Source organism: Bradyrhizobium zhanjiangense, from assembly GCF_004114935.1.
In the GTDB taxonomy this organism is placed as follows: Bacteria; Pseudomonadota; Alphaproteobacteria; order Rhizobiales; family Xanthobacteraceae; genus Bradyrhizobium; species Bradyrhizobium zhanjiangense.
Genome location: NZ_CP022221.1, coordinates 4531607 through 4544459 on the forward strand (window position 1 = coordinate 4531607; position 12853 = coordinate 4544459).

Annotated in this window: 11 protein-coding genes; 4 read left to right on the top strand and 7 right to left on the bottom strand. The window is 65.3% G+C overall.

Annotated elements, in window-relative coordinates; all coding sequences use genetic code 11:
* Positions 1 to 22: 22 nt before the first annotated feature.
* Positions 23 to 1219 carry an FAD-dependent monooxygenase gene (locus XH85_RS21635; RefSeq protein ID WP_128933391.1) on the bottom strand — a complete coding sequence of 399 codons (1197 nt, stop codon included), beginning with the start codon at positions 1217 to 1219 and terminating at the stop codon, positions 23 to 25.
* 147 nt (positions 1220 to 1366) lie between these two features.
* On the opposite strand from XH85_RS21635, the gene XH85_RS21640 reads away from it, so the two are divergent.
* Positions 1367 to 1837 (top strand): MarR family transcriptional regulator, encoded by a 471-nt coding sequence (locus XH85_RS21640; RefSeq protein ID WP_164935052.1) that lies wholly within the window; start codon positions 1367 to 1369, stop codon positions 1835 to 1837.
* On the opposite strand, the gene XH85_RS21645 is transcribed toward XH85_RS21640, so the two are convergent.
* The 3 genes from XH85_RS21645 to XH85_RS21655 all read right to left on the bottom strand — a co-directional run bounded on the left by XH85_RS21645 (position 1812) and on the right by XH85_RS21655 (position 6023).
* On the bottom strand, positions 1812 to 3065 hold the full coding sequence (locus XH85_RS21645) for an O-antigen ligase family protein (RefSeq protein WP_164940808.1): 1254 nt from the start codon (positions 3063 to 3065) through the stop codon (positions 1812 to 1814). The genes XH85_RS21640 and XH85_RS21645 overlap by 26 nt on opposite strands.
* Positions 3066 to 3220: 155 nt before the next feature.
* On the bottom strand, positions 3221 to 4771 hold the full coding sequence (locus XH85_RS21650; protein WP_128933394.1) for an undecaprenyl-phosphate glucose phosphotransferase: 1551 nt from the start codon (positions 4769 to 4771) through the stop codon (positions 3221 to 3223).
* A gap of 118 nt (positions 4772 to 4889) precedes the next feature.
* A complete protein-coding gene (locus XH85_RS21655) occupies positions 4890 to 6023 on the bottom strand; it encodes a glycosyltransferase family 4 protein (RefSeq protein ID WP_128933395.1) in 1134 nt (377 codons plus the stop codon).
* A gap of 203 nt (positions 6024 to 6226) precedes the next feature.
* Here XH85_RS21655 and XH85_RS21660 point away from each other — a divergent pair, with 203 nt between their 5' ends.
* Positions 6227 to 8473 (top strand): GumC family protein, encoded by a 2247-nt coding sequence (locus tag XH85_RS21660; RefSeq protein ID WP_128933396.1) that lies wholly within the window; start codon positions 6227 to 6229, stop codon positions 8471 to 8473.
* 170 nt (positions 8474 to 8643) lie between these two features.
* Here the strand turns inward: XH85_RS21660 and XH85_RS21665 are convergent, their stop codons facing one another.
* Positions 8644 to 9825, bottom strand: a complete 1182-nt coding sequence (locus tag XH85_RS21665) for a GNAT family N-acetyltransferase (protein WP_128933397.1) — start codon at positions 9823 to 9825, stop codon at positions 8644 to 8646.
* A gap of 126 nt (positions 9826 to 9951) precedes the next feature.
* Between XH85_RS21665 and XH85_RS21670 the strand changes: the two genes are divergently transcribed.
* Positions 9952 to 10995, top strand: coding sequence for a polysaccharide deacetylase family protein (locus tag XH85_RS21670; RefSeq protein ID WP_128933398.1), 1044 nt, complete (start codon positions 9952 to 9954; stop codon positions 10993 to 10995).
* Between the two features lie 17 nt (positions 10996 to 11012).
* Here XH85_RS21670 and XH85_RS21675 read toward each other — a convergent pair whose 3' ends face one another.
* Positions 11013 to 11234, bottom strand: a complete 222-nt coding sequence (locus tag XH85_RS21675; protein WP_027529931.1) for a DUF2842 domain-containing protein — start codon at positions 11232 to 11234, stop codon at positions 11013 to 11015.
* Positions 11235 to 11327: 93 nt separating this feature from the next.
* Here XH85_RS21675 and XH85_RS21680 point away from each other — a divergent pair, with 93 nt between their 5' ends.
* Positions 11328 to 12410 carry a COX15/CtaA family protein gene (locus tag XH85_RS21680; RefSeq protein WP_128933399.1) on the top strand — a complete coding sequence of 361 codons (1083 nt, stop codon included), beginning with the start codon at positions 11328 to 11330 and terminating at the stop codon, positions 12408 to 12410.
* Here the strand turns inward: XH85_RS21680 and XH85_RS21685 are convergent, their stop codons facing one another.
* Positions 12411 to 12755 carry a hypothetical protein gene (locus XH85_RS21685; RefSeq protein WP_128933400.1) on the bottom strand — a complete coding sequence of 115 codons (345 nt, stop codon included), beginning with the start codon at positions 12753 to 12755 and terminating at the stop codon, positions 12411 to 12413. It lies immediately after the preceding gene.
* Between the last annotated feature and the right edge of the window lie 98 nt (positions 12756 to 12853).

Genomic DNA, 12853 nt, shown 5'->3' on the forward strand with positions numbered 1-12853 from the left:
CGGGGCACGACAACGTCCGCCGTCACACCGCCCGCGCGTCATAGGCGTACATGAAGTCCATGCCCTTGGCGCCCAGCGGTAGCAGCCATTTCAGCATCTGATTTCTGATCCACGCACCGGTCGCGCTGAACTCGCGCTTGCTGTTGCCGTTGCGGCGGGCCATGGCGACGATCTTTTCGGTGCGCGGGCGCCGCTCGGCCTCGAAAGCCTGGAAGGTGGCGCTGAGCTCCTGGCCCTCCTGCATCAGCCGCGCGAGCCGCATCGCATCCTCGAGCGCCAGCGAGGCGCCCTGGCCGGCATGGGGGCTGGTCGCATGCGCGGCATCGCCGATCAAGAGCGAGCGCTTGCGCGACCAGGTCGGCAAGGTCGCGACGTCGAGCGTATCGGTGACGACGATGTTCTCGGCCGCTTCGATGATGTCGGGAATCGGATCGTGCCAGCCGCGGTGGAAACCGCGCAGATGCTGCTTCAGCGTCGCTGGGTCGAGCGCGCGGAACATCGTGGCGTCCATGCCGTGCGCCGGCTGCGTGCTCCACCACATCACGCCGTCGTTCGGATCGGGGCTGCAATAGCCGTAGCCGAAGAAGCCGCTTTGTCCGAACGTGGTCTCGACGTGACGGCCGATCGGCCTGCCGTCGAGCACCGCGTGCGGGACGAAGCCGCCGAAGCCGATCAGTCCGGTGTTGAACGGTTGCGGTCCGTCCGGCAGCACCTGACGGCGCGCCACCGAGTGCACCCCGTCGGCGCCGATCAGGAAGTCGCCTTCGGCCGTGGTGCCGTCGGCGAAGTAGGCGATGATCGGCTGGTCGCCGCGGTCCTCGATCTTGATCAGGCGCTTCTCGAAATAGAGCGAGACGCAGGCGCACCAGGCCTTGTCGATCAGGATCTCGTTCAGCGTGGCGCGACAGACGTTCACGGCCGGTTGGCCGAAGCGCCGCGCCAAGTCGTGGTTGATCGAGCCGAGCCGTTCTCCGCGCTGCGAATAGAAGTCGAAGGATTCCGCGACCGAGCCGCGGCTGATCAGTTCGTTCGCGAGGCCGATCTCGTCCATGACGTGCATGCCGTTCGGCGCGATCTGGAGGCCGCCGCCGATGCCTTTTGAATAGGGCCAAGCCTCATAGATCGCGGATTCGATGCCGGCGCGGCGCAGCAGGATGGCGGCCACGGGCCCGGCGATACCGGCGCCGATGATCAAGGCCTTGCGGGGACGGCTGGACATGGCTTGCTCCCGAGGTTTCCGTGGTGCTAGGAGAAATTACGGTTGCTAAATCTCTTAGCAACTAAGATGTACATCGAGTAAGAGAAGAGGCCGACCTTGTCAAGGACGAAGGCGCGCACGGCGTTGTTGCAGGAGCTCGAGGCGGCGATGCGCAGGTCGTCCGCGCAGGGCGTGCTCTATGGTCAGACCGTTGCGAACGTTGCCGGAATTGCCAATTCCGACCTCGAATGCATGGACATCCTCTATCTCGAAGGCCGCGTCACCGCGGGCCGGCTCGCCGAGGTCACGGGCCTCACGACGGGCGCGATCACGGGCGTGGTCGACCGGCTCGAAAAGGCAGGGCTGGTGCGCCGCGAGCGGGACGAGACCGATCGCCGGAAGGTCTTCATCGCGGTCGTGCCGGACGCGGCGATGAAGATCGGTCAGTTCTACGTGCCGATGCAGCAGGCGATGGAGAAGGTGTTCGGCGGCTATTCCGACGAGGAATTGCGCTTGCTGCTACGCTTCGCCAATGATGGCTACAAGGGCGTGCTCGCAGCCACAGAGGCGCTCAAGAGCCTGCTCGACACGCCGCCGGAAAAGCGGCCCGCTCTCAAGCTGAAGAAGCTTCGTCGCTAGCCGCCTTGTAGACCTGCGCGGCCGCGATCATGCCCCACATCGCGCCCAGCATCATCCAGAAGTGCCGCCAGTGGTCGGTGTCGATCACAAAACTTTCGCCGACAGTGCCGACGAAGGCTGAAAATATCGCGAGATAGGCGCGCTGCCAGGGCACACGGACGAAGATGTGGCGGAAGCCCATGATGACGGTGGTGAAGACCAGCGCGGGATAGCATACGCCGGAGAGCCAGCCGCCGGACATGAAGGCGTTGAGGTAGGAGTTGTGGGTGTCCTCGGGGAAGTAGCGGTGGAATTGCAGGGGTCCGATGCCGAGCGGCAGGTCGAGCGCCATCTCCGCACCGAGGATGTGGCGGCCGAACCGGCCGAAGCGGCCCTCGTCATAGCTCTGGTCGAAGCTGGCGCGCTGCTTGAACATTTCGGCAGTGGAGTCGAATGACAGCAGTGCTGCGATCAGCGCCAGCCCCAGCACCGCGGCGACGATCGCCATGATGATGATGCGCGAGCGCTGCGCGTTGGTGCGGCTGGTCAGCACCATCAGCGCCAGCATAAAGGCGGAGGTCAGCACCAGCCCGCCCCAGGCGGCTCGGGAGAAGGCGAGCAGGATCGCCAGCGACATGATGCCGAAGGCGATGACGTTGCGGAAGGCCTTGCCGAGCTTGTCGGAGACCACGCTCTGGAGCGCAAACAGTGCCGGCAGGATCAGGAAGGCGCCGAGCACGTTCGGGTCCTTGAACGTGCCGCGTGCGCGTCCGTAGAGCGTGAGGAGGTCGTTGCCGCCGGGAACCAGGTGGAAGTAGCCGGCGACCGCCAATAGCGAGGCGACCATGGCGCCGACCACGAGCCCGCGGCGGAGCATGTCGAGCCGGACCGCCGTATCCTCGGAGGTGACCATCGCGAAGAACACCACGGTCACCGCCATGTACCAGGATGTCGCGATCCAGCTCACCACCTCGGACTGCTCGAACAGCGGGATCGCGCTGATCGTGTAACCGACATTGAGCAGGACCAGCAGCGCGACCAGCGGCATCAGCGCGAGCCTCAGCCGCAGGCCGGTGGCGAAGAAGAAGACGGTCGCGAGCAGCGTCGCGATCTCGTAGGGGCTCGGCTCGATGAACACGATCGCGCCGGACGCGCCGACCAGCCACACCAGCGCGCGCTGCAGGGCCAGCACGCCGGGCGCAGCCGGTGCGGCTAATTTCACTTCATCGGCTGTCGCCGCATAGGCCATCACACGCTCATACGCTTACGCTACTGGTACGCCACAAATACCGCTGTCGTCGCCCGGCTCGACCGGCGATCCAGTACTCCGCGGCGCCTATTGCGGAAAACGATTGGCGCTGCGGAGTACTGGATGCCCCGGTCAAACCGGGGCATGACCACAACTCAATACGCGTTCTCGTTCTTGGTCAGCAGCGAGATCGGCGTCTTCAGGAGAATGTAGAGGTCGAACAGCACCGACCAGTTCTCGATGTAATAGAGGTCAAACTCGACGCGCTTCTGGATCTTCTCTTCATTGTCGATCTCGCCGCGCCAGCCGTTGATCTGGGCCCAGCCGGTGATGCCGGGCTTGACCCGGTGGCGGGCGAAATAGCCGTCGACGGCTTCGTCGAACAGGCGGCTCTGCAGCTTGCCCTGCACCGCATGCGGACGCGGGCCGACCAGCGAGAGATTGCCGGAGAACACCACGTTGAAGAGCTGCGGCAGCTCGTCGAGGCTGGTCTTGCGGATGAAGCGGCCGACGCGAGTGACGCGTGGATCGTTCTTGGTCACGACCTTCGAGGCGGTCGGATCGGCCTGATGGTGGTACATCGAGCGGAACTTGTAGACGTCGATCCGTTCGTTGTTGAAGCCGAAACGCTTCTGGCGGAACAGCACCGGGCCGGGGCTGTCGAGCTTCACCGCCAGCGCCACCAATCCCATCACCGGCAGGGCGGCGAGCAGCGCGAGACTGCCGACGACGCGGTCGAACAGCCATTTCATCACCAGATCCCAGTCGGTGATCGGTGCCTCGAACACGTCCAGCGTCGGCACCTCGCCGAGATAGGAATAGGAGCGGGGACGGAAGCGCAGCTTGTTGGTGTGTGCGGAGAGGCGAATGTCGACCGGCAGCACCCAGAGCTTCTTCAGCATCTCCAGGATGCGCGTCTCCGCCGAGATTGGCAGTGCGAACAACACGAGGTCGACGCGGGTGCGGCGGGCGAACTCGACGATGTCGTCGACCTTGCCCAGCTTGCGCGCGCCGGCGCAGGTGTCGAGCGCGCGGCTGTCGTTGCGGTCGTCGAATACGCCGAGCACGTGGATGTCGGAATCCTCCTGCGCCTTCAACGCCTCGACGAGCTGCTCGCCGTTCCTGTCGGAGCCGACGATGATTGTACGGCGGTCGAGCCGACCTTCGCGCGCCCAGGCGCGCACCAGCGAGCGCAGGACGAGACGCTCGGCCATAAGGGCGGCGAGCCCGAGGAAGTAAAAGGCGGCAAGCCACAGCCGCGACACTTCGCTGCCGAACTTGGCGAAGAACGAGATGCCGATGAACAGCAGGAAGACGACCGACCACGACCAGATCATCCGCGTCATCTGCCGGAGCTGCCCGCGGAACAACTGCACCTGATAGATGTCGGCGGCCTGGAAACAGACCACGGCGGCGACCGCCACCGCGATGATCTCCGCAGGATAGACCCAGCTGAAGGCACCGGCGAGCGGCATGACATAGCCGACATAGAGCGCAATGCCGACGAGGCTGAGCAGCGCGAAATCAGCCAGGCGGACGAAGCCGGCGATCACGATCGGCGAATAGGCGCGGGCGACCTTCTGATTGACGACCTCGAGCGCAGCGGGCGAGAGCCGGCGGCGGCGCTCCACAAAGGGTTGGGCAGCGGGCGTCGCCGCGGCGCTGGCCGCGGCATCGAGCATCGAGCGTGCGTTGAGCGGTTCCACGGGCGTCCACGTCCATTCCAAAGCCCCGCGGCACGGCCTTGCGCGCCCGGGCGAGCATCCCCTGGGCCTTCGATTATCGAACAAATCGGAAGATTTTCTAAAGCGGACTTAAGGATGGTTAATGATTGGCAAATGCGTCGCGATAGGCGGCGAGCACGCCGTCGACCATCGCGGCTTGCGAGAAATGCGCCGAGATGCGCGCGCGCAAGGCGGCCGCGCGCTGCGCCGTTGCTTGCGGATCGTCGAGTGCGGCCGCGATCGCCTCGGCCATGGCCTCGGAATTGCTCGGCGCGAACAGGGCCGGACTCTCCGCCCCGAAGATCTCGGGAATGCCGCCGATGCGGGACGCGATCATGGGAATGCCGGCCGCGCCCGCCTCGATCACGACATAGGGCATGGAATCGCCGCGCGAGGGGACGACCAGCAGCCGCCCCTTGGAGAAGCCGTAGCGCGCCTTGACGTGGCCGATGAAGCGGATCGCGCTGGAGAGGCCGAGCCTCTCGACCTGAGCCTTCAGCGCCGCGGTTTCCTCGCCATCGCCGCCGAGCGTCAGCGTGACCTTCTTGCCGCCCTCGTGCAGGCGCGCCACGGCATCGACCAGCAGATCCGCGCCCTTGATGTGCCTGAACTCGCCGACATAGGCGAGGTCGGTGGCATCGTCGGCGATCACGACCGGCTCGAACTCCTCAGGGGTGACACCGTTGAAGACGCAATGCACCACGCCCTTGGGCGTGCCGACGATGCGTTGATAGGTGTCGCGGGCAAAGGCGCTCTCGAACAGAAACAGGTCGGTCGCGTCCATCAGCGTGCGTTCGAGCCGCGCGTAGAACTCGCCCTTGAAGGTGTTGAGGGGATAGTGCAGCGAGCCGCCGTGCGGGGTGTAGATGCGGATGGTATCGTCCGAGCGCCGCCGCATGCGGATGAAGGCGCCGGCCTTGGCGCCGTGGCCGTGCATGACGTCAGGCTTGAGCGTCGCGATCAGGCGCCGCATGCGAAGCCACACCAGAACATCGCCAGGTGACGGTTCGCGGTGGATCGCCAGCCGGTGCACGCCGAGCTTCAGCCGCGGCGCGAGCTCGGCAAGCGCCTTGTCGGCGCGCTCGCCGCCGGTGAGGCTGTCGGCGAGGATGCCGACATGATGGCCGCGGTCGACCTGGCCATTGGCGACGTCGAGGATATGGCGGAAGATGCCGCCAACGGGTGCGCGCACGGCGTGCAGGATGCGAAGCGGCCGGTCGGGAGAGGGGGGCATGATCAAAACCAGCGCTCGACGGCGGCTACCGAACAAATCTCGCGAAATAATCGAGATGGATTAAGGGGCCTCGTGGTTAACAAACGGTGACGAGCGCGCGTGCGCCGGTCGCCGGACGTTGCGATTAACCCAGCGGCAACCTTAATGGAGTGTAATCGCTCCGGTTGAGATAGAGTCGCAGCGTTGCCCTGCGGGAGTGTTCGATGCGTTTAGCGTTCTGGCGTGCCGGCAAGGACAAGGCTGTGATCGAGCGGGCTGTCTCGAAGTCCAAAGCCGAAGTCGCGCCCAAGATCGAAGCCAAGATTGAAGCAGGGCCTGCGCCCGTTGTCGTGAAGCAGGCGCAAATCCAATCCGGCGACATCGACCTGCACGCGCTCGGCGCGGCATTGACGCGCAAACGCGGCTGGATCGTCGTGCCGACGGTGCTGGTGCTCGTCGCATCCATCGCCGTCGTGAATCTCGTCACGCCGCGCTATAAGTCCGAAGCCCGCATCCTGATCGACGGCCGCGAGAACGTGTTCCTGCGCCCGAACAGCGATCGCACCGAGGAGCGGCAGGCGCTCGACGCCGAAGCCGTCACCAGCCAGGTGCAGCTCGTGCTGTCGCGCGATCTCGCGCGCGAGATCATCAAGAAGAACAAGCTCGCGGAGCGACCCGAATTCGATCCGGTGCTGCAAGGCATCTCGCCGCTGAAATCGCTGGCGGCGCTGGTCGGCATCGGCCGCGATCAGTTCTCGATGACGCCGGAAGAGCGCGTGCTGGATGCCTATTACGAGCGCCTCCAGGCTTACGCCGTCGACAAGTCGCGCGTGATCGTGGTCGAATTCCAGTCCGCCGATCCCGAGCTCGCCGCGCGTGTCGCCAACTCCATCGCCGACGGCTATCTCGTGCTCCAGCAGGGTGTGCGCCAGGAGCAGGCCAAGAACGCCAGCCAGTGGCTCGCGGGCGAGATCGAGAATTTGCGTAAGAAGGTCTCCGACGCCGAGGCCAGGGTCGAGGATTTTCGTTCCAAGTCGAGCCTGTTCGTCGGCACCAACAACACCACGCTGTCGAACCAGCAGATGGGCGAGATCAATACCCAGCTCAACAACGCGCGCTCGATCAAGGCCGACGCAGAGTCCAAGGCGCGCCTGATCCGCGAAATGCTCCAGAGCGGAAAGCCGATCGAGGCATCGGAGGTGGTGAACTCCGAATTGATGCGGCGGCTGTCGGAGCAGCGGGTGACGCTGCGTGCGCAGCTCGCCGAGCAGTCGTCCACGCTGCTCGGCAATCACCCGCGGATCAAGGAGTTGAAGGCGCAGCTTGGCGATCTCGACAACCAGATCCGCGACGAAGCGGGCAAGATTTCGCGTTCGCTCGAAAACGACGCTCGAATCGCCAGCGGCCGGGTCGACGGGCTGACGACGAGTCTCGAGCAGCTCAAGAAGCAGGCGGCATCCACCAACGGCCAGGACGTGCAGCTCCGCGCGCTGGAGCGCGAAGCCAAGGCGCAGCGCGACCTCTTGGAAACCTATCTCGCCAAGTACCGCGAGGCCAACACCCGCGAGACCATCGATACCGCGCCGACGGATGGCCGCATCATTTCGCGCGCCATCGTCTCGAACACGCCGGCCTATCCGAAGAAGCTGCCGATCGTGCTGATCGCGACCATCGCGACGTTGCTGCTGTCGTCCGGTGTCGTCGTCACCGGCGAGCTGTTGCGCCAGACCGCGCCGCGCGCGGTGGGTGCGATCCTGCCGTCGCGGGTGGCGGTGCGTCATGAGCCGGTGGTCGAGCCGATGGTCGATCCGGTCGTCGACGAGCCGGGGCCGCTTCAGCCAGCGATGACGGCTGAGGCCGACATCACCGAATTCACCGAGATCGAGCAGTTGGCCGAGCGCCTGCGCGCAGCGGGCGCGGCGGCGAAGAAGATCACGGTGCTCGGCACCGCGGCCGGCGCATCGATCACGCTCACGGCGCTGACGCTCGCCCGGCATCTCGCGCGTGACGCTCGCGTCGTCGTGGTCGATCTTGCTGCGTGCTCGCCGACCATTGCCGCGGTGGCTGTCGATGCCTCTGCGCCTGGCCTTGCCGAGCTGATGCAGGGCGAAGCGTCTTTCGCGCAAATCATCACCCGGGACAAGCTGTCGCGGCTGCATCTGGTCATGGCCGGCCGCCCCGGCTTCGATCGCAGCTTGCTGCAATCGCCGCGGGTGACGCTCGCGATCGATGCGCTCCTCCGCGCTTACGACCACGTGCTGCTCGATGCCGGCAGCGCCTCCGACCTGCCGGCGGAATTGCTGACGACCCATGCTCGCGCCGTCGTGGTGCCTGAGGCGTCGATGGCAGCGGATGCGCGTACGTTGATGTGCGAACAGCTGAGGGCGGTCGGCTTCAGCGACGTGACGATGCTGAGCAAGCCGGTGCAGCCGTCGGATGCGAGGGAGACGCCGCGCGTCGTGGCGGCATAGGCTTTTCTTTCTCTCTCCGCGCGCTCGGAATCGTATCGTGGGCAAAGGCGCGCTTGCGCCGTGCCGACCATCGATCCAATACCGCAACAGAAGTGGTGGGCACGCTTTGCTTTGCCCACCCTACGATACTTTCCTTTGCGGGAGCAGGGCAGCTCGCAAGCGGAGAATTGCTACCCGAACGCCTGCCGCAACGTACGCGCCAAATCGAACAGCATCTGGTTCTGCTTGACCATTCGCTTGCCGCGGCTCAGTGAGGACATCGCCATCGCCGCAAGCTTTCCGCGTGAGGTCAGCGGGACAAAGCTGTCGAAAATGTCTTCGTCGTCCTTGCAGAACATCCGCTTGTAGTCGTCCGAGCCGATGCCGAGGTCGAGCGAGCAATAGCCGCGCTCGGCGCAGCCATCGATGATGTAGCGCATCAGGATCAGGCCCGGGCTGTAGCGGGCGTGCTCCGACATCGTGTAGGTGTTGAACATCATCGAGAGGCGCTGGCCGTCGGCGACGCCGGCGAAAATCGCGATCACGTCCTCGTCGCATTCGAGCGCGTGGATGTCGATCACGCGTCCGTCTCCGCGCCGGGCAAGGCAGGCGCTGCGGATGAACTGTTCGATGCCCGGTTCGGCGAAGACGTTCGGCAGCTTCTGCTCCGCCATCCGCGCCGGCTTGACGCGGAAGAACCAGTCGAGCAGGCGCACGATGTCCGCATCCTCGGTCGCAAGGTGGTAGCGGTAGCCGGCGAGGGCCTGGAGCTTCTTCTCCTTGCTCTTGAGACGGCGGCGGAACGAATTGCTGATCCGCGATGCGGGCGGGCCGGCCGGCTCCATCGCCAGCAACGGGCAGCCGTTGACCGAGCTCTGCAGCGGCAGCAGCGCAAACGGGTTCTGTTGATCGTGCCAGCGCTTGGGTTGCTGCGTCAGCGAGAGGACGTCGACATGCTCGTGCAGCGGCGCAAGCAGCGCATCGAGGTCCGCGAGGACGGCCTGTGCCGCGAATTCGGCGTTCCACAGGCCCATGTTGAAGGTGGTATGCTTGCCGCCCATGAAGCAGGCCGTGCGCACGCCGTGGCTTTGGCGCAGTGACAACGGCAGCAGCAGGAGCGGCCGTTGCTCGGCGTCGCGGGCGATCACGATGAACGGGCGGGCGCCCTCGCGTTCGCCGACCAGCTGCTGCCAGGGAGCAAGCAGGTCAAAGCGCTGATAGGGCGTGAAGAGGTGGCCGCTCTCCTCGAAGGCGCGCCAGGCCGCCTCGGCCTCGCCGAGATCGGTGACGATGTCGACCTGGGCGATGCGGCTCGTTTTCGACCGCGCTGGCGCTTCTGCCGTCCGGCTTTGCATCGCCGCAGCCATGGTCATTCGCGAAACCTGTCGAGAAATCAAAAATATACGTATTTCGGCCCGTGGCCGACCTTTGCAAAGAAGTGTCAACAAAGGGTAATGATAATAGGCGGGGGGAACAGGCGCCGGAGGGAGGTGTAGACCTTGGCATCCGACGACAGATGGCCGGCGCGTCTGCGGCTTGAGCTGGCCTGGTTCAGCGGTCAGGCTGCGCTGCGCAGCCGCGGTGCCGGCGCCATCCTGCGCTTCGCGCATGTGCGGCCGCGGCGGCGTGGCCGATTTCAGCCGCTAGGCCAGCACGAGATCACGCCGCAGTTCCTCGATCGCGCCATTCGCGCGCTGAAGCAGTGGAAGTACGATTTCCTTGGCATGGACGAGGTCTGCCGCCGCGCGGTGACGCTGCCGGAGAAGCGGCGCTTCGTGGCACTGACCTTCGATGGCGCCACTAAGGATCTCATCAACTTCGCTTATCCGGTGCTATCGCGCCACGCTGTGCCGTTCACGATCTATGTGCCGACCGCGTTCCCCGATGGCGTCGGCGAAGCTTGGTGGCTCGCGCTCGAACGGATGATCGCGCGCGAGAGCCGCATCAGCCTGATCATGGACAACCAGGAGCAGCGCTTCACCATCACTGACAATGCCGAGAAGCAGGCGGTGTTTTCGTATCTCGAGGGCTGGCTGCGTTCGCTGCCGCCGGCGGATCTGTCAGCGGCGATCGCCGATCTCTGCACGCGCTACCGAATAGACCTCGCCGCGCTCTCACGCGAAGCGTCGATGGATTGGGAAGACCTGACCAAGCTCGCCGCCGATCCGCTCGTCACGATCGGTAGCGCGACCGTAAACTATCCCGTTCTCGCCAACATGAAGGATGCGGCCGCGCTCCGCGAGATGACGATGGGCAAGGCGGTCGCGGAAGCGGCCTTCCGCCGCGAGATCAGGCATCTCGCCTTTCCGTTCGGCGATCGCTCTTCGTTTCGGCGCAGCCACGTCGTGATGGCGGAGGAGGCCGGCTTTGCCAGCGCCGTGTCGACGATCCCTGGTATCGTAGATGCGGAGGGACGCACCAATTTGCGCGCGCTGCCGCGGATCTCCTGGGACGGCCGGATCCAATCGCTGCGCAGGATGCGCGTGCTGATGTCAGGCGTTGCCTTTGCGCCGGTGAAACCGACGGGAAGCGCCAGGAGCTAGACGTTACGAGCTAGCCGCTACGAGCTGGATTTGGCGCGATCGGGACGCTGCATCCAGCTCACGATCGGCATCGCCGGCAGCACCCAACCCATGCCGACCACCACGTAGTAGATCGCCTGCCGCCAGCCGGACTCGGCGATCCACGGCATCTGCGCCAGCGCCATGCCGAGCAGAGCCCAGACCGTGGCCAGCACCAGGAGCAGGATGGCGCCGAGGAACTTGCGGGTGCGGATCGTCATGGCGGAATGTTGCGGCTTTCGCGTAACTTGCGCTGCGGGAGCGGGGGACTATAAGGGGCGCGCAGTCCGGTTCAAGCCTGGTTTTTGCTCCCAATGACGACGATTTCCGCCCCGTCCCAACCGCATCGCGCCGTGCGCGTGTGGCTGATCGCCGTGGCCGCGCTGATCGCGCTGATGGTGCTGGTCGGCGGCGCGACGCGGTTGACGGAATCCGGCCTCTCGATCGTCGAATGGAAGCCAGTCACGGGCAGCGTGCCGCCGCTGACCGAGGCGCAGTGGACCGAGGCGTTCGAGGCCTACAAGAGGATCCCGCAATATCGCGAGCTGAATGCGGGCATGAGCCTGTCCGAGTTCAAGGAGATCTTCTGGTGGGAATGGAGCCACCGGCTGCTCGGCCGTTTCATTGGCGTCGCCTATCTGCTGCCGTTCCTGTTCTTCCTGTGGCGCGGCGGGCTGCCGGGTGAGCTGAAGCGGCGGCTGTGGCTGTTGTTCGCGCTCGGCGGCCTCCAGGGCGCGGTCGGCTGGTGGATGGTAGCCTCGGGCCTGTCGGAACGCATCGAGGTGTCGCAATATCGGCTGGCGACCCATTTGATGCTCGCGCTTCTGATCTTCGCCGGCATCGTCTGGACGGTGCGGCGGCTCAAGGAGCGGCCGCAGATCGCCGTGCCGGCGCGGTTGAGGTTCACGAGCGCGCTGCTCCTCGTTGTGACCTTCGTGCAGATTTATTTCGGTGCCCTGGTCGCGGGTCTGCGGGCCGGGCGCGCCTACAACACCTGGCCGCAGATTGATGGTGCGTTCATTCCCTCGGCGGATCGGCTGTGGTTCGAGACGCCGTGGTGGCGCAACCTGTTCGACAATGTGCTGACGGTGCAGTTCGAGCATCGCATGACGGCCTATGCGCTGTTCGTGTTGGCGGCGCTGCACGCGATCGACGCGGTGCGCTCGCGCGCAGGTGCGGCGGCAAGCGGCGCGCTCTGGTTGCTTGCTGCGGTGAGCCTGCAGGCGGTGCTCGGCATCCTGACGCTGCTCAACCAGGTTCCGATTGGACTGGCGCTGGCGCATCAGGCGGTCGCGATCGGCGTGTTGACACTCGCGGTGATGCAGACGGAGCGGCTGGCCTCGCGGCAGTTGACTGAGGTGCGGCCGCGCGGTGTTCCGCTGGGTCAGGCCAGCTGATCAACAATAGCCGTAGACTCCGCACGCGTAAGGCAGGCGCCAGAAATAGTCGACCTGCTTCCCGCCGTAATACGAGCCCTGATAATCGTAGTCCCAGGGGCGACCGTAATAGCCCGGCAGCGTGTGCGAGCCGGGCAGGAGCGGGGTGCCCGGCAGGTTGCGGATGTAACTGCCGATGCCATAGGCCGGCGAGATCAGCGCGTCCGGATCGGTCTCGACATAGACTCTTGGTGCTTCCTGCGGCGGAACAGCGGCGCGCCGCTTCGGCGTGGCCGGCAGATCGGCAGCCAGCGCCGTTGAAACCGTCAGCATCGCCGCAAGGGCAGGCACCATCCAGCGCAGCATCGTCGGCTCCGAATCAAAGGGGCGATCCAAAGACGATGTATGCGGCAGATGTGGTTAATGACTATTAACTGAAGCGATCAATCCGGGGCGGCTTTGTA